Below are 16,272 nucleotides of genomic sequence, written 5' to 3' on the forward strand. Positions count from 1 at the left end.
CACTTCTTGCGAGAGCAGCGCCAAATCGCTACATGCCGCCTATGACCCTACGCCCTATTCTGATCCATCCGGACCCGCGCCTCAAAAAGGTCGCCGACCCGATTGCAGAGGTTTCCTCGGAAATCCGCAAACAGGCCGATGACATGATCGAAACCATGTACGACGCACCCGGTATCGGGCTTGCGGCGCCGCAGATCGGTGTGATGAACCGTCTGCTGGTCATGGATGCGCAGCGCGACCCCGAGGCGAAGCCGAATCCGATGGTTCTGATCAACCCCGAGGTCATCTGGGAATCCGAGGAAAAGAACGTCTACGAAGAAGGCTGTCTTTCGATCCCCGACCAGTTTGCCGAAGTCGAGCGTCCTAAGATGGTGCGCGTGCGCTGGCTGGACGTGGACGGCAAGACCGTCGAGGAAGAGTTCGACGAGCTGTGGGCTACTTGCGTTCAGCACGAGATCGACCACCTCAACGGCGTTCTGTTCATCGATTATCTGAAGCCGCTCAAGCGCCAAATGATCACCCGCAAAATGCAAAAGTTGAAGCGCGAAAGGGCGCGCGGCTGATGGCGCATCGTCCATATGTGATGTGGCCGCATAAGGCTCTGCGTACCCCTGCGGAGCCTGTGGCCGAGGTTAACGACGAAATCCGTGCGATCTGGGACGAGATGATCGAAGCGATGGATGCGATGCCCGGCGTAGGGCTGGCCGCGGTCCAGCTTGGTATTCCGCTCCGTCTGGCGGTCGTGGATGCGTCCGACGAACGCGGGAAGGCGGTTCGCATGGCGAACCCCGAGATCCTGCACGCGTCTGTCCAGCCGCGTGATCACGAAGAAGCCTCTCCGAACCTGCCGGGCGTATCGGCCAAGGTCACGCGCCCTCGCGCTGTGACGGTGAAGTTCATCAACGCGAACGGCGAAGAGCAGGAACAGGACTTCGTCGGGATCTGGGCGACTTCGGTCCAGCACCAGATCGACCACCTGAACGGCAAGATGTACTTTGACCGGATTTCCAAGGTGAAGCGCGAAATGCTCGTGCGCAAAGCCAAGAAGCTGAACGGATAAGACGATGCGCGTTGTTTTCATGGGTACGCCGGACTTTTCTGTGCCGGTTCTGGATGCTCTCGTGGGTGCAGGCGACGAGATTGCTGCGGTCTATTCGCAGCCGCCGCGCCCCGCTGGCCGTGGTAAGAAAGACCGCCCGTCGCCTGTCCATGCCCGTGCGCTGGAGTTGGGGCTCGAGGTGCGTCACCCCGTGAATTTCAAGAATGCCGAAGATGTTGACGCCTTCGCTGCGCTGAACGCCGATGTGGCTGTGGTCGTGGCCTACGGTCTTATCCTGCCGCAAAGCCTGCTGGATGCGCCGCAGTACGGCTGCCTGAATATCCACGCCTCGCTGCTGCCGCGCTGGCGTGGTGCCGCGCCGATCCATCGTGCGATCATGGCTGGCGATACCGAAACCGGCGTTTGCATCATGCAGATGGAGTCTGGCCTCGACACGGGTCCGGTTCTGCTGCGTCAGGCGACCGCAATCGGAGCCGAGGAAACCACCGGCCAGCTACATGACTGGCTGTCGGAGATGGGAGCGAAGGCCATCGTCGCCGCGCTGTCCCGCCTTGATCAGTTGGAGCCGCAGGTTCAGCCCGAGGAGGGCGTGACCTATGCCGCGAAGATCGACAAGGCCGAAGCCAAGATCGACTGGAGGGAGCCCGCTGACGTCGTGGACCGCAAAATCCGCGGCTTGTCGCCGTTCCCCGGTGCGTGGTGCGAAATCGACGGTGAGCGGGTGAAACTGCTCGGCTCTAAGCTCGTCGAAGGTCAGGGCGAAGCGGGTCAGGTTCTCAGCGAATTCGTTGTGGCTTGCGGCGAAGGCGCGGTGGAGATCACACGCCTCCAGCGGTCGGGCAAAAAGCCGATGGACACCGAAGACGCCCTGCGCGGGATGACCCTGCCAGAGATGATCTGATGGGCTTCCTGCTCGGCCTGCCGCGCATGGCGCTCGGCCTTGTGTTCTGGTTTCTGGTCTGGATTTTCACGCGCCCCGGCGGTTGGCTCTTCGGCTGCATCGCCGTCGTGCTCGCCGTAAAAATGGTGCCGCCGCAGTTCTGGGAATACTTCCAGTCGCAGCCTAGCCCTTGAACGGCGCCATGCCCCTGCGGGCCAGTTCGTCCGCGCGTTCGTTTTCGGGGTGGCCTGCGTGGCCTTTAACCCATTCCCAAGTCACTTTGTGCTGCCGGTTGGCTTCGTCCAGCCGCTTCCACAAATCCTCGTTCTTGACCGGCTTGTTGGTCGAGGTCTTCCAGCCGCGCTTTTTCCAGCCCCACATCCATTCGGTGATGCCGCCTTTGACATAGGCGCTATCGGTCACGACAGTGATCGTGCTGCTGCGTGAAAGCGACTCGAGCGCGTTGATCGCAGCGAGAAGCTCCATGCGGTTGTTCGTGGTGTTCGCCTCGCCGCCACAGAGTTCGCGTTCTTTAACGACGGTCTCGCCGTCTTTGGCTTGCAGCAAGGCTCCCCAACCGCCGGGGCCGGGATTGCCGCTACAGGCACCGTCTGTGTAGGCGTATAGTTCAGGCACAAGCGTATCCTGTTTGTCTGTATTTGAGAGGATCAGGCGGGGACGCGCAGGACGCGGGGCACCTTGAATTCGACGTGCTCTTCGGCTGTCACGACCTGCTCGACCGTGACGTCATAGTGCGCACTGAAGGCATCCACGACTTCGTTGATCAGAACTTCGGGAGCGGAGGCCCCGGCGGTGATGCCCATCGTGCGAATGCCTTCGAGCGCGCGCCAGTCGATGTCAGAGGCGCGCTGTACAAGTTGCGCGTAGTTGCAGCCGTTCTTGGCGGCGACCTCGACGAGGCGTTTGGAGTTTGAGCTGTTCGGCGCGCCGACCACCAGCAGAGCGTCGCATTGGGGCGCGATGGCCTTGACCGCTTCCTGACGATTGGTGGTGGCGTAACAGATGTCTTCTTTGTGCGGACCGACGATCGCAGGAAAGCGGGCATTCAGCGCGGCAACGATGTCGATGGTGTCATCGACGGAAAGCGTCGTCTGCGTGACAAATGCCAGTTTCGCCGGATCGCGTACTTCGACGGTGGCCACATCATCGACAGTCTCGACGAGCAGAACTTCACCGTCGGGCAGTTGGCCCATGGTGCCGATGGTTTCGGGGTGGCCCTCGTGGCCGATCATAATGATCTGGAGGCCTTCTTCGGCGTGGCGTGAGGCTTCGATGTGGACCTTGCTGACCAGCGGGCAGGTCGCGTCGACATAGACCATGTTTCGGCGTTCCGCGTCAGCGGGCACGGACTTCGGGACGCCGTGGGCCGAGAAGATCACCGGACGGTCCGGCGGGCATTCATCCAGTTCTTCGACAAAGACCGCACCTTTGTCCTTCAGCGAGTCCACGACGAACTTGTTATGGACGATCTCGTGGCGGACGTAGACGGGCGCGCCCCATTTATTGATCGCCATTTCGACGATCTTGATGGCGCGGTCGACACCGGCACAGAACCCGCGAGGGGCGGCGAGGTACAATGTAAGCTGCGGCTTTTCCATGAGGTGACAGTTAGACATCGCGCCGTGGCCTGTCCAGTTGTCGGAGGTCACTTTGCGCTGACCCTGAAAAGCAAAAAGCCGGGGTGACCCCGGCTCTGTGCTTATTTCGCTGTGTCGGAGCCTTCAGGCTTCTCCGGACGCGGCTCGCGCGGCGGACGGCCGATGACATCACGCAGCTCTTCAAGCTCGATGAAGTTGTCGGCCTGACGACGGAGTTCGTCGGCGATCATCGGCGGCTGGCTGCGGATCGTCGAAACCACGGAAACGCGAACGCCTTTGCGCTGGAGTGCTTCGACCAGCGGGCGGAAATCGCCGTCACCGGAGAAGAGCACGATGTGATCCACGTGCGGGGACAGTTCCATAGCATCGACGGTCAGTTCGATGTCCATGTTGCCCTTCACCTTACGGCGACCCATGCTGTCGGTGTATTCCTTGGCCGGCTTGGTCACCATGGTGAAGCCGTTGTAGTGCAGCCAGTCGACCAGCGGACGAATGGGGGAGTACTCGTCGTTTTCCAGAAGCGCGGTGTAGTAGAATGCCCGAAGCAGTTTGCCACGACGCATGAACTCGCTGCGCAGAAGCTTGTAATCGATGTCGAACCCGAGCGCTTTGGCAGCAGCGTATAAGTTGGACCCATCGATGAAGAGCGCTAATCGCTCATCACGATAAAACATGAAATATCCTTCCGAATTAAATGACCCGCCGGTAAATCGTGAGTGGGTGGCGGATGGCCCTTACAACTATGTATTCACATATATTAGATAAGTCAGGATGTACTCCGGTATGACAAATTGCATCACAATAGCATTGGGGTCGAACGTTACGTCATCCTATGGGTCTCCAAAAGAGACAATTCTTCACGCAATACGTGTAATCGGTGACTCTTTCGGCGTAGTTACAAAAAATAGTCGTATACTTAAAACTCCGAGTTTTCCCGCAGGTTCCGGACCCGATTATGCAAACGCAGTGATTCGGTTCGATGGAAAACGCGAGGCAGCGCGGATACTTGCCATTCTCCATGAGATTGAAGCCGAATTCGGGCGGGAGCGTGTCGAACGTTGGGGGCAGCGCACGTTGGACCTCGACCTGCTTTGCGTGGGCGATGAGGTGCTTCCGGATCGTGAGTTGTTGCAGGAGTGGATCGACCTGCCGCTCGAACGGCAAACGAAGGAAGCGCCTGACCAGTTGATCCTGCCGCACCCGCGCATTCAGGACCGCGCCTTCGTACTCGTCCCGATGGCTGAGGTTGCGCCGGACTGGGTCCATCCCGTACTCGGGCGTTCGGTGACACAGATGCGCGATGCTCTCCCGTCCGAGTTGCTGGACGAGGTGGTCGAGTACACCTGAGGCCAATCTGGCGAATCCGCTTGTAAATCTGTGGATGGAACCTTATGTGAGGGGCTTCCTAGGACCACCTTATCAAAAAGTGGAGTGCGCTCATGGCCCGCGTAACGGTAGAAGATTGCGTCGATAAAGTTCCCAACCGCTTCGAGCTGGTGATGCTTGCTGCGCATCGTGCCCGTGAAATTTCGTCCGGTTCCGCACTGACTGTTTCGCGTGACAACGACAAGAACCCCGTCGTTGCCCTGCGTGAGATCGCCGAAGAAACACAGCAGACCGACGACCTGCGTGAGCGCATGATCGAATCGCTTCAGACCCAGATTGAAGTCGACGAGCCGGAAGAAGACGCCATGGCGCTTCTTATGGGCGCCGAGAACGATCGTCCGGCAGAAGACGATATGTCCGAAGAAAAGCTGCTCCGTCAGCTTATGGAGGCACAGGGCCAGCGTTAATCGCGACCCTAGGGATTGAAAGGCGCAGGACCAACGATGACCGCCGACGACCTGATCGCGCTGGTCCGCGCATACAACCCCCGCACCAATGCCAAGCTAATCGCCGAGGCATATGATTTCGGCGAACAGATGCACGACGGTCAGTTCCGTCACTCGGGTGAGCCCTATTTCACCCATCCTGTCGCGGTCGCGACCATCCTCGCACAGCAGCAAATGGATGACGCGACGATCGTCTGCGCCCTGCTGCACGACACCATCGAAGATACCAAAGCCAATTTTGCCGAAGTCGAGCGCCGTTTCGGCCGCGATATCGCAGAACTTGTCGACGGCGTTACGAAGCTGACCAACATCCAGCTCACGTCGACCCGTTCGAAACAGGCCGAAAACTTCCGCAAGCTGTTCATGGCAATGTCGCGCGACCTGCGTGTGATCCTCGTGAAACTGGCCGACCGTCTGCACAACATGCGGACGATCAAGTCGATGCGGCCTGAAAAGCAGGTCCAGAAAGCCCGCGAAACCATGGATATCTACGCGCCACTCGCGGGCCGCATGGGTATGCAGTGGATGCGCGAAGAGCTTGAGGATCTGGCGTTCAAGGTTCTGAACTCCGAAGCTCGCAATTCGATCATGCGCCGCTTCATTATGCTCCAGAAAGAGACCGGCGACGTGATCCAGCGGATCACCTCGGACATGCGTATCGAACTGGAGAAAGCCGGCATTCAAGCCGAGGTCTACGGCCGCGCGAAAAAGCCGTATTCGATCTGGCGCAAGATGCAGGAGAAGGATCAGGGTTTCAGCCGCCTGTCCGACATCTACGGTTTCCGCGTCATTACCGCGACCGAAGCCGACTGCTACCGCGTGCTTGGTGCGATCCACCAGCGTTGGCGCTCGGTGCCCGGTCGTTTCAAGGACTACATCAGCCAGCCGAAATCGAACGGTTATCGCTCGATACACACGACAGTTTCAGGCCGTGACGGCAAGCGCGTCGAAGTGCAGATCCGGACCCGCGAAATGCACGAGGTCGCCGAAACGGGTGTTGCCGCGCACTGGTCGTACAAGAACGGTGAGCGCGTCGAGAACCGCTTTGCCGTCGATCCGGTGCGCTGGATTGCGCAACTGACCGAACGCCTCGATGATGAGAGCGATCACGACGAATTCCTCGAGGCCGTTAAGCTCGAGATGTATCAGGACCAAGTGTTCTGCTTCACGCCCAAGGGTGACGTGATCAAGCTGCCGCGCGGCGCGACCCCGATCGACTTTGCCTACGCGATCCACACCCGTATCGGTGCGGCCTGCGTCGGTGCAAAGGTCGACGGCATTCGCGTGCCGCTTTGGACCCGCCTGAAGAACGGCCAGTCGGTCGATATCATCACCGCAGAGGGCCAAAAGCCCGAAGCGACGTGGATCGACATCGCGGTCACGGGCCGTGCGAAGTCCGCAATCCGCCGTGCGCTGCGCCAGGAAGACCGCGAGCGCTATATCAAGCTGGGCCGCGAGCTGGCCCGTGTGGCGTTCGAAAACGTCGGCAAAATCGCGACCGTCAAAGCGCTGCGCACCGCAGCCAAAACGCTGGCGATGGACGACGTGGACGAAATGCTCGCACGTCTCGGCAGCGCCGAACTGACCTCCCGCGAGGTTGTCCGCGCGATCTATCCCGACCTTGCTGAAAAGCAGGGCGAGGAGATCGAGCAGAGCCGCGCTGTTGTCGGTATCACTGCCGACCAGTCGTACAATCGCGGCAAGTGCTGTCAGCCCGTTCCGGGTGAACGCATTGTCGGCATCACCTTCCGTGGCCAGCCGCTCGTTATCCACACGATCGACTGTCAGGGCCTTGCTGCGTTCGAGGACCAACCCGAGCGCTGGGTCGATCTGCATTGGCAGGACGGTCTGCACTCCGCCTCGCACACCGTGACGCTCGACATGACGATCAGCAATGACGCGGGCGTTCTGGGCCGCATCTGCACGGTTATCGGCGAGCAGGACGCGAATATCTCGGACCTGAACTTCATCGACCGCAAGCCCGATTTCTACCGCCTTCAGGTGGACGTCGATTTGCGCGATATCGAACATCTGCACCGTGTCATGACAGCTTTGGAAGCTGAGAGTAACGTCTCCTCTATCGCGCGTCTGCAAGATCCGACACGCGAGAAGCGTCGGAAAGAGGACCACGAGTAGTGTTCAAGCGTCGGGACAGGCGGCCTTGGTGGCAAGTGCTGCTCCATGTTGTCTGGCCGAAAGGGGGCTGGGTTCGCGCGTTCGAATACACCCGTCACCGCTTGCAGCGCCTGCCCGACACGCCGGAAAAGATCGGTCGCGGTCTGGCTGCCGGTGTGTTCACCAGCTTTACCCCGTTTTTCGGCCTGCACTTCCTGATCGCGTGGCTGATTTCCCGCGTTATTCGCGGCAATGTTCCCGCGTCACTGCTAGGCACCTTTTTCGGCAATCCGCTGACCTATGTGCCGATTGCGATGACATCGCTTTGGACGGGTCACCTGATTATGGGGTCGCGGCCTGACCGCGAGGTGGCCCATACGCTCGGCGGCATGTTCGCAGGGGCAGGGCGCGATCTGTGGAACAATTTCCTCGCGCTGTTCACCCCGATGAAGACCGACTGGACGCAGCTCGCGATCTTTTTCGAAGACGTGTTCCTGCCCTTCGCCATTGGTTGCATCATTCCGGGCGTGATCGCGGCGACGCTCGTCTATTTCCTGCTGACGCCAGTCATCGGTGCTTATCAGAACAGCCGCCGCAAACGACTTCGTGCGAAACTGGGACAACTCAACGCTGCGAAAGGCACTGACGGCAGTCGTAAGACCCGATAGTGTCCGCCTTATTCGATTCAACGGGAGAAAGTCATGTCTGCTGACAAACTGAGACTTGGCGTCAACATCGATCACGTCGCAACCGTGCGGAACGCCCGCGGTAGCGCATATCCCGATCCGATCCGCGCGGCCAAGCTGGCTGAAGAGGCCGGTGCCGATGGCATCACGGCCCACCTGCGCGAAGATCGCCGCCATATCAGCGATGCGGATATCGAGGGACTGATGGAGGCTCTGACGAGCCCGCTGAACTTCGAAATGGCCGCCACCGACGAGATGCAGGCCATCGCGCTGCGCCACAAGCCGCACGCCGTTTGCATCGTTCCCGAAAAGCGCGAAGAGCGCACGACCGAAGGCGGCCTTGAGGTCGCCAAGGAAGAGAACCGCCTAGCCCACTTCATCGCGCCGCTGCGGGATGCGGGTTGCCGCGTGTCGATTTTTATCGCCGCCGACCGCCGCCAGATCGAAGCCGCGCACCGCATTGGCGCGCAGGTCATCGAATTGCACACCGGCGCTTATTGCGACTTTCACGCCGAAGGCAAATTCGCCGAGCGTGACGCTGAGCTTGAGCGTCTGGCCGAAATGGCGACCTTTGCCGATAGCCTCGGGCTAGAGGTTCACGCAGGCCACGGTCTGACCTACGACACGGTGAAGCCCATCGCGGCGCTGCCGGAAATCATGGAACTCAATATCGGCCACTTCATCATCGGCGAGGCTATTTTCCGCGGCTTGACGCCAGCGGTTCAGGAAATGCGCCGCCTGATGGATGAAGCCCGCGAAGGTACGAACTGATGAACCTCAAGCGCTACGCCATTGCATTTCTCGTTGTGACGATTGTCTTCGACCTCATCAGATTTGCTCTGCTCAAGTTCGCGAACTTCGATCTCGGGTCGGCAGGCAGCGGTATCGTGCCGTTCATCGGTGCGGCAGCCTTCACGATGCAGAACCATGTCCGAGAGACCCACTCCATCCCCCATAACAAGACGCTCTGGGCCTTTGCCTTCCGCGCGGCGTTTGTCGGTATGGCTGTGAGCATGGTCTATGCTGTGGTCGTCGGAATGGTCGTTCCTGCGATGCGTCTGCCGTTCGAGGACACGACTTTCGTTGCCATCTTGCTGGCCTCGCTCATCTTCATCAGCCTCGCGGGCGCCGTTGTGAACCGCATTTTCTTCGGGCTGACGGGCAAGGCCGAAATGGGTCGCCTGCGCCGCGAGAATAAGGTCTGACCCGCAATGATCCTCGGCATTGGCACTGATCTCGCGAATATCGAGCGGATCGCGGGAACGCTGGAGCGTTTCGGCGACCGCTTTCGCAATCGTGTTTTCACCGAGATCGAGCAGAACAAGGCCGAACGCCGCGCCGATATCGCCGGAACATATGCTAAACGGTGGGCTGCTAAGGAAGCCTGCTCGAAGGCGCTTGGCACCGGTTTGCGGATGGGCATTTCGTGGAAAGACATGGCCGTCAGCAACTTACGCACCGGCCAGCCCGTCATGGAGCTCACCGGCTGGGCCAAAGAGCGGCTCGACGCGATGACGCCCGCAGGGCACGAGGCCATCGTACATGTGACTTTGACCGACGATCATCCGTGGGCGCAGGCCTTTGTCGTGATCGAAGCACGACCGGTGTCTGGCTTGACACAAGGTACGCCGAGCAGCATGTAGCGAACTGATTTTCTAGGAGCAGAGTATGTCCGAAAAGAGCGGCCTGATGGCCAGCATTGTCGAGACCGTCAAAACGATCGTTTACGCGTTCTTGATCGCAGGCGTTTTCCGTACCCTGTTCTTCCAGCCGTTCTGGATCCCGTCGGGTTCGATGAAGGACACGCTATTGATCGGCGATTTCCTGTTCGTGAACAAGATGGCCTACGGCTACTCGTACGCGTCCTGCCCGTCGATCGTCATTCAGCGCTTCGGCATTGATATCGGTCCGGATGATTTCTGCGGCGCGTTCAAGGGTGACAACGAACGCTTCCTCGGCTCCGAGCCGGAGCGCGGCGACGTGGTCGTGTTCCGCAACCGTCATAAGGACGAGGACTACATCAAGCGTCTGATCGGCCTGCCGGGTGACACCATCCAGATGCAGCAGGGCCAGCTCTACATCAACGGCGAGGCCGTTCCGATGGTCGAGCAAGAGCCGTTCATCGAAGGCCGCGCACCGCAGGGTCCGCAGCGCTCCCAGCCGCAGTGCGCCGAGATCACCGAGGACAACATGTGCCTCAAGTATCGCTTCACCGAGACCCTGCCGAACGGCGTGGAGCATAGCACGCTCGACATCGGTATGCGTCCGGCTGACAACACCAAGATCTACTCGGTACCGGAAGGTTACTATTTCTTCATGGGTGATAACCGCGACAACTCCATCGACAGCCGCTTCCTGTGGAACCCTGCCGAAGGTGCGACCGGTCTTGACCTTGTTCCTGCCGAAGACCTTATCGGCCGTGCCGACCGTGTGATCTTCTCCTCGGCCGGTAGCTCGATCCTCGCATTCTGGACCTGGCGTTCGGATCGTTTCTTTAAGGCGATCCAGTAAGCCAACATGGCGAAGCCGACCTTTAATCCGCTCAAGCTCTATATCAGGGGCTACGACTGGACGGGTCGGACTTCGCGCCGCGAACTACTGCTGTTCCTCGGCATCTGCGTAGTCCCGCAGTTGGGGCTGATGTACCAGCGCGCCGCGCTTCCCGATCATCGCCTGCTTGAGACCTTCCTCTGGCTTTTGGTCGCGCTGACAGTCGTGCCGATGTGGGGACATCTCCTCCGCCGCGTGAATGAAATCCGCTGGCCGGGCTGGGTGCTGCTACTGATGTTCGTGCCCTATCTGGCGCTCGTCGTGGTGCTAGTTCTGCTGGTCAAAGGACGCGGGCAGCGCAGGCTTTACGAACTAACCGCGTTCCGCAGCCTCGGGTTCGGGCTGGCTTGCATCTTGGCCTTCCTGTGCCTGACCCGCGCGTTCTGGGAGCCGTTCGCCATAGTCGGCGGCTCGATGAAGCCGAACCTTCTGGTCGGTGACGTCGTGGCGGTCGGCAAGGTCAGCAACAGCTTTGATCGCGGCGATATCGTTGCCCTGAAACGTGCGGATGGGCAGGCCGTTATGGGGCGAATCATCGGCATCGGCGGCGATACCGTGCAGTTCAAAGATGGCCGCGTCTGGCTCAACGATGAACAGCTTTCGCAAGAGCAGATCGACCCGTTTCAAGAGGTGATGGAGCCGCAAGGGGCGCTTCGCCATATTCCGCGCTGTACCAACGGCGCGGTCGGGCATGGCGCGGTTTGTGAAAAGGACCGCTACATCGAGACACTGCCGGACGGGCAGGCATACGAAGTGCTCAACATCTACGACCGGATGCCGTCGGACGACACGGGCGTCTTCCGCGTTCCGGCCGATCACTATTTTATTGTTGGTGATAACCGTGACAATGCCGCTGACAGCAGGTATGCGGCTCAGGTCAATGGTTTCGGGATGGTGCCCCATGCGGCTGTGATTGGGCAGGCGCATCGGATACTTTACTCCTATAACGGACCGTCGGCATTTTCTGTCTGGAACTGGCGCCCTGCGCGCATCCTAAAGGCTGTGAAATGAAACTGTCTGCTGAATTGGTCGCTTTTTCCAAGCGGCTTGGGCACGAATTCGCGCGCCCCGATCTTATCGTTCGTGCTGTGACGCACCCCTCGATGTCCACACCGAATCGGGACAACAACCAGCGGCTCGAGTTCCTCGGGGACCGCGTGCTGGGTCTTGTGATGTCCGAGGCGCTGTTCAAAGCCGACCGCGAGGCGTCGGAAGGCGTGCTTGCGCCGCGTTACAACGCGCTCGTGCGCAAAGAGACCTGCGCGGAAGTTGCACGCGAGATCGACGTCGGTGCGGTCCTGAAGCTTGGCCGGTCCGAACAGAAGTCCGGCGGTCGCCGCAAGCAAGCCCTGTTGGGCGATGCGATGGAAGCGATCATCGCCGCGATCTATCTAGACGCCGGTTTCGAGGTCGCGCGCGACGTTGTATTGAAACTCTGGGGCAACCGTGTCGAGGAAGTGAAACTTGATGCGCGCGACCCCAAAACGTTGCTGCAAGAGTGGGCGCAGGCGCGGGGCGAGCAGCCGCCGCGTTACGTCGAGCTTGATCGCAGCGGCCCTGACCATCAACCTGTCTTTGTGATCGAAGTCCGCCTGTCGTCCGGTCCGACCGCTCAAGCGACAGCAGGTTCCAAACGACAAGCCGAACAGGCCGCGGCCAAGGCTCTTTTGCAAAAGGTGACAGAATGACCGAAACCCAGACACGCGCCGGATTTGTCGCCCTCATTGGTGAACCGAATGCCGGTAAATCGACCCTGCTGAACTGGATGGTCGGCGCGAAGGTGTCGATCGTGACCCACAAGGTGCAGACCACGCGCGCCCGCATCCGCGGCGTTGCGATGGACGGCGACAACCAGATCGTGTTCGTCGACACCCCCGGCCTGTTCCGCCCGCGCCGCCGTCTGGACCGTGCGATGGTTGCTGCCGCTTGGGGCGGCGCTGCCGATGCGGACCTCGTGATGCTGCTGATCGAAGCGCATCGCGGCATGACCGACGGTGTAAAATCGATCATCGAAGCGCTGAAAGAGCGTGAGGGCACGCGCGTTGCGCTGGCGATCAACAAGATCGACCGCGTGAAGGCCGAAGACCTGCTGAAGCTGTCGCAGAAGATGAACGAAGCCTATCCGTTCGAAGAGACTTTCATGATCTCGGCCGAGAAGGGCTACGGCTGTAAGGACCTCAAGAAGTGGCTGGGCCAGCAGTTGCCCGAAAGCCCGTGGCTCTACCCCGAAGACCAGATCGCCGACCTGCCAATGCGCATGATCGCTGCCGAAATCACGCGTGAGAAGCTGACGCTGCGCCTCCATCAGGAACTGCCGTACCAGCTGACCGTCGAGACCGAAAAGTGGGAAGAGCGCAAAGACGGCTCCGCCCGCATCGACCAGATCGTCTATGTCAGCCGGGACGGTCACAAGGGCATCGTGCTTGGCAAAGGTGGCGAGACCGCTAAGGCGATTGGTAGGGCGTCGCGCGAAGAGCTCGAAGAATTCCTTGGCCGCCGTGTGCACCTGTTCCTTCAGGTGAAGGTCCGCGAGAACTGGCTGGACGAAGCCGAGCGCTATTCGGAAATGGGCCTCGACTTCAAAGACGGCAACGCATGAGGCTCGCCTCCGGCGTTTGGGTGGCGGCCTATCTGGCGCGCCTGCGCGTCTACGATATCCCTGCGTTTGTCGTCCGGAAGGGGGATGAGACTGCCGGCGCTGTCCTCGTGAAGCTCAACACGCTCGACGGACAGGCCAAGGCGTTCCAGCGGTCGTTTGATCTGATGACGGGCGATCGCAAATGGATGGTGCTGAGCGAAGGGCCCGAGCGGGACGTCGATCAGTCGGTCGGCAAGCAGGTGTCATTTGACAGCGACCTCTGGGTCATCGAAGTTGAAGACCGTCACGGGCGGCACTTGCTTGACGAGCCAGGATTGGAATAGCCGCCCTCGCAAGAGGTCCGCATGATTGAATGGCGCGATGAAGGTGTGCTGATCGCTGCGCGCGCGCATGGCGAGTCCTCGATGATCATCGAGGTGTTCACGCCGACCCAAGGCCGCCACGCAGGCGTCGTGCGCGGTGGCGGTAGTCGCAAGATGGCGGCGACGCTCCAGCCGGGTACCCAGATTTCGGTTCATTGGAAAGCGCGGCTTAACGAGCATTTGGGCAGCTTTACGGTCGAACCCGTGCGAAGTCGTGCGGCATCGGTGCTCGGGGATCGCCTCGCGCTGAGCGGTCTCGGTGCCGTTTGCGCCTTGCTGTCGCAATCCTTACCAGAGCGTGAGAAACACGAAGGGCTCTATCAGCGTACGGTTCGCCTGTTCGATCTGTTCGGGAACAGCGACCTCTGGCCTCTCGCCTATTTGCAATGGGAAATGGCGCTGCTGGAGGAGCTTGGCTACGGGCTCGACTTGTCCGCATGTGCGGTCCGCGGTGTGAACGAAGACCTGGCGTTCGTGTCGCCGAAGTCGGGACGCGCCGTCAGTGCGCATGGGGCAGGGGAGTGGGCTTCGCGCCTGCTCCCGTTGGTGCCCGTGATGAAAGGCGAAGGTGACGCGTCGAACGCCGAGATCGCCAAGGCGCTCGGCACAACGGGATATTTCATCGAGAACCGCGTATTCGGAGACGGCGGGCGGTCAGTGCCGGTGGCGCGGAATAGGTTGATCGAGGCGATTGCTCGCCTCGACTAAGGGGCGCTGCCCCTCTGCTTCGCATTCACCCCGGGATATTTAGGGCACGAAGGCAGATTAGCCGAGCAGACGGCGGGCGATGACCTGAGCCTGAATTTCGGCGGCGCCTTCGAAAATGTTCAGAATGCGCGCGTCGCAGAGGATGCGGCTGATCTTGTATTCGAGGGCAAAGCCGTTGCCGCCGTGGATTTGCAGACCGTTATCCGCCGCCGCCCAAGCGACGCGTGCGCCGAGAAGTTTGGCCATGCCGGCTTCGAGGTCGCAGCGCTTGTCGTGGTCTTTCTGCCAAGCGGAGAAGTAGGTGAGCTGGCGGGCGATCATGATCTCGACGGCCATCATCGCGAGCTTGTCGGACACGCGCGGGAAGTCGATCAGCGACTTGGCGAACTGCTTGCGGTCGATCGCGTACTGCATTGCAGTGTCGAGCGCGGACTGGGCGACGCCGATTGCGCGGGCTGCGGTCTGGATGCGGGCGGATTCAAAGGTCTGCATGAGCTGTTTGAAGCCCTTGCCCTCTTCGCCGCCGAGAAGGTTTTCGCCTTTGACTTTGAAGTTGTCGAAACCGAGTTCGTATTCCTTCATGCCGCGGTAGCCGAGGACTTCGATCTCGCCGCCAGTCATGCCTTCGGTCGGGAACGGCTCGTCGTCGGTGCCAGGTGTTTTTTCTGCGAGGAACATCGACAGGCCGCGGTAATCGGTGGTGTTCGGATCGGTGCGGGCCAGCAATGTCATCACGTGCGTACGGGCCGCGTGGGTGATCCATGTTTTGTTGCCGGTGATACGATAATCGCCGTTTTCGTCCTTGGCGGCACGGGTGCGCAGGGAGCCGAGGTCGGAGCCGGTATTCGGTTCGGTGAAAACGGCAGTCGGGAGGATTTCTCCCGATGCCAGTTTCGGCAGCCAGTTTTCTTTCTGCGCGTCGGTGCCGCCGGCGAGGATCAGCTCGGCCGCGATTTCAGAACGGGTGCCAAGTGAGCCGACGCCAATGTATCCACGCGAAAGCTCTTCGGACACGACGACCATCGACGCTTTGGACAGGCCGAAGCCGCCGAATTCTTCGGGGATGGTCAGGCCAAAGACGCCCATTTCGGCGAGCTCTTCGATGATCTCCATCGGGATCAGCTCGTCCTTGAGGTGCCATTCGTGGGCATTCGGCTCGACGCGGTCAATGGCGTAGCGGCGGAACTGTTCGCGGATCATCTCGAGCTCGTCGTCGAGGCCGCAGTTGCCGACGGTGATCTCTGCCGCTTGTTCCTGCATCAAATGAACGAGGCGCGAGCGGGCGGCTTGTGTGTTTGCGCTGTGCAGTAGGATGTCGACAGCGTCGCCGGTCAGGGTGTCCTGAACGCCGAGCGTTGTGAGGCGCAGGATTTCGCCCTGAGACATCGGGATGCCGCCCTTGATCTGGGCGAGGTATTCGCCAAATGCGATTTGCAGAAGGAGTTGTTCGGTTTCCCTTAGCTTGCCTTCGTCGTTCTGGCGGCTGGCCCAGGTGTGCATCTGGCGCAGGCTCTCGACATAGGTCGCAAGCCAGGCGAGGCCGTGGGAGGCGGTCTGGTGCTGTTCGATCAGCGCGCTCGACACGCGGCCATTGTCGGACACGAGGTCGCGCACGTTTGCGGTGGCCGCTTCGAGCAGTTGCTCGAGCGGTGCAATCGTCGCGCCGGTCAGGCTCAGAAGGTCGTTCAGTACTGGCGTGGCGGTCATGGTGATGTCCTGTCCGTCATGTGGCATGTGCGACTCCTTTTTGCTGCTGCAGAGATAATACCTTTGCATCCGCAGCGCAATAATATTTCGTCGCAAAGTTATTGCGTGACCTAATCTGTCGCATCCGAATTGTGGTGTCATGGGCGATCAGCAG

The 16,272-nt window shown here is 60.3% G+C and carries 21 protein-coding genes; 17 read left to right on the forward strand and 4 right to left on the reverse strand.

What is annotated here, in order from left to right; genetic code table 11:
• The first annotated feature begins 41 nt into the window (after window positions 1-41).
• The 4 genes from def (HCZ30_RS04555) to HCZ30_RS04570 are packed head-to-tail and all read left to right on the forward strand — an operon-like array spanning window position 42 to window position 2,134.
• Window positions 42-563 (forward strand): peptide deformylase, encoded by a 522-nt coding sequence (def, locus tag HCZ30_RS04555; protein WP_167636768.1) that lies wholly within the window; start codon window positions 42-44, stop codon window positions 561-563.
• Complete coding sequence (gene def / locus HCZ30_RS04560; RefSeq protein WP_167636770.1) at window positions 563-1,060, forward strand: peptide deformylase; 498 nt, start codon at window positions 563-565, stop codon at window positions 1,058-1,060. Before def (HCZ30_RS04555) ends, def (HCZ30_RS04560) begins: the two co-directional genes overlap by 1 nt.
• Window positions 1,061-1,064: 4 nt before the next feature.
• Window positions 1,065-1,961: a methionyl-tRNA formyltransferase gene (gene fmt, locus HCZ30_RS04565; protein WP_167636772.1), complete on the forward strand. Its 897-nt coding sequence runs from the start codon at window positions 1,065-1,067 to the stop codon at window positions 1,959-1,961.
• A complete protein-coding gene (locus HCZ30_RS04570; RefSeq protein ID WP_167636775.1) occupies window positions 1,961-2,134 on the forward strand; it encodes a hypothetical protein in 174 nt (57 codons plus the stop codon). The genes fmt and HCZ30_RS04570 overlap by 1 nt, the downstream gene beginning before the upstream one ends.
• Here the strand turns inward: HCZ30_RS04570 and rnhA are convergent.
• The 3 genes from rnhA to HCZ30_RS04585 form a co-directional block, all read right to left on the reverse strand.
• Entirely contained in the window at window positions 2,124-2,576 is a 453-nt protein-coding gene (gene rnhA / locus HCZ30_RS04575; RefSeq protein WP_167636777.1) for a ribonuclease HI, read from the reverse strand. The two genes, HCZ30_RS04570 and rnhA, sit on opposite strands and share 11 nt — an antisense overlap.
• Window positions 2,577-2,608: 32 nt before the next feature.
• Window positions 2,609-3,559 (reverse strand): 4-hydroxy-3-methylbut-2-enyl diphosphate reductase, encoded by a 951-nt coding sequence (gene ispH, locus HCZ30_RS04580; RefSeq protein ID WP_167637085.1) that lies wholly within the window; start codon window positions 3,557-3,559, stop codon window positions 2,609-2,611.
• A 101-nt stretch (window positions 3,560-3,660) separates the two neighbouring features.
• Window positions 3,661-4,233 (reverse strand): NYN domain-containing protein, encoded by a 573-nt coding sequence (locus HCZ30_RS04585; protein ID WP_167636779.1) that lies wholly within the window; start codon window positions 4,231-4,233, stop codon window positions 3,661-3,663.
• 109 nt (window positions 4,234-4,342) lie between these two features.
• On the opposite strand from HCZ30_RS04585, the gene folK reads away from it, so the two are divergent.
• The 13 genes from folK (at window position 4,343) to recO (ending at window position 14,411) form a co-directional block, all read left to right on the forward strand.
• Window positions 4,343-4,906: a 2-amino-4-hydroxy-6-hydroxymethyldihydropteridine diphosphokinase gene (gene folK / locus HCZ30_RS04590; protein ID WP_167636781.1), complete on the forward strand. Its 564-nt coding sequence runs from the start codon at window positions 4,343-4,345 to the stop codon at window positions 4,904-4,906.
• 92 nt (window positions 4,907-4,998) lie between these two features.
• Entirely contained in the window at window positions 4,999-5,352 is a 354-nt protein-coding gene (rpoZ, locus tag HCZ30_RS04595) for a DNA-directed RNA polymerase subunit omega (RefSeq protein WP_167636783.1), read from the forward strand.
• Between the two features lie 36 nt (window positions 5,353-5,388).
• Window positions 5,389-7,527: a RelA/SpoT family protein gene (locus tag HCZ30_RS04600; protein WP_167636785.1), complete on the forward strand. Its 2,139-nt coding sequence runs from the start codon at window positions 5,389-5,391 to the stop codon at window positions 7,525-7,527.
• Window positions 7,527-8,174, forward strand: a complete 648-nt coding sequence (locus HCZ30_RS04605) for a DUF2062 domain-containing protein (RefSeq protein ID WP_167636788.1) — start codon at window positions 7,527-7,529, stop codon at window positions 8,172-8,174. The genes HCZ30_RS04600 and HCZ30_RS04605 overlap by 1 nt, the downstream gene beginning before the upstream one ends.
• A 33-nt stretch (window positions 8,175-8,207) precedes the next feature.
• Window positions 8,208-8,963: a pyridoxine 5'-phosphate synthase gene (locus tag HCZ30_RS04610; protein ID WP_167636790.1), complete on the forward strand. Its 756-nt coding sequence runs from the start codon at window positions 8,208-8,210 to the stop codon at window positions 8,961-8,963.
• On the forward strand, window positions 8,963-9,397 hold the full coding sequence (locus tag HCZ30_RS04615) for an ABZJ_00895 family protein (protein WP_167636792.1): 435 nt from the start codon (window positions 8,963-8,965) through the stop codon (window positions 9,395-9,397). Before HCZ30_RS04610 ends, HCZ30_RS04615 begins: the two co-directional genes overlap by 1 nt.
• Before the next feature lie 6 nt (window positions 9,398-9,403).
• On the forward strand, window positions 9,404-9,835 hold the full coding sequence (acpS, locus tag HCZ30_RS04620) for a holo-ACP synthase (protein WP_167636794.1): 432 nt from the start codon (window positions 9,404-9,406) through the stop codon (window positions 9,833-9,835).
• A 25-nt stretch (window positions 9,836-9,860) separates the two neighbouring features.
• Window positions 9,861-10,703, forward strand: coding sequence for a signal peptidase I (gene lepB, locus HCZ30_RS04625; protein ID WP_175580960.1), 843 nt, complete (start codon window positions 9,861-9,863; stop codon window positions 10,701-10,703).
• A 6-nt stretch (window positions 10,704-10,709) separates the two neighbouring features.
• Window positions 10,710-11,753: a signal peptidase I gene (gene lepB, locus HCZ30_RS04630; protein ID WP_167636797.1), complete on the forward strand. Its 1,044-nt coding sequence runs from the start codon at window positions 10,710-10,712 to the stop codon at window positions 11,751-11,753.
• Window positions 11,750-12,430, forward strand: a complete 681-nt coding sequence (rnc, locus tag HCZ30_RS04635; protein WP_167636799.1) for a ribonuclease III — start codon at window positions 11,750-11,752, stop codon at window positions 12,428-12,430. The genes lepB (HCZ30_RS04630) and rnc overlap by 4 nt, the downstream gene beginning before the upstream one ends.
• Window positions 12,427-13,341, forward strand: a complete 915-nt coding sequence (gene era, locus HCZ30_RS04640; RefSeq protein ID WP_167636802.1) for a GTPase Era — start codon at window positions 12,427-12,429, stop codon at window positions 13,339-13,341. The genes rnc and era overlap by 4 nt, the downstream gene beginning before the upstream one ends.
• Window positions 13,338-13,664: a DUF1491 family protein gene (locus HCZ30_RS04645; RefSeq protein WP_167636804.1), complete on the forward strand. Its 327-nt coding sequence runs from the start codon at window positions 13,338-13,340 to the stop codon at window positions 13,662-13,664. The genes era and HCZ30_RS04645 overlap by 4 nt, the downstream gene beginning before the upstream one ends.
• A 21-nt stretch (window positions 13,665-13,685) precedes the next feature.
• Entirely contained in the window at window positions 13,686-14,411 is a 726-nt protein-coding gene (gene recO, locus HCZ30_RS04650; protein ID WP_167636806.1) for a DNA repair protein RecO, read from the forward strand.
• A 57-nt stretch (window positions 14,412-14,468) separates the two neighbouring features.
• On the opposite strand, the gene HCZ30_RS04655 is transcribed toward recO, so the two are convergent.
• Complete coding sequence (locus tag HCZ30_RS04655) at window positions 14,469-16,145, reverse strand: acyl-CoA dehydrogenase family protein (protein WP_167636808.1); 1,677 nt, start codon at window positions 16,143-16,145, stop codon at window positions 14,469-14,471.
• Between the last annotated feature and the right edge of the window lie 127 nt (window positions 16,146-16,272).

Origin of the sequence: Marivivens donghaensis (assembly GCF_011806565.1) — a bacterium.
Lineage (GTDB): Bacteria > Pseudomonadota > Alphaproteobacteria > Rhodobacterales > Rhodobacteraceae > Marivivens > Marivivens donghaensis_A.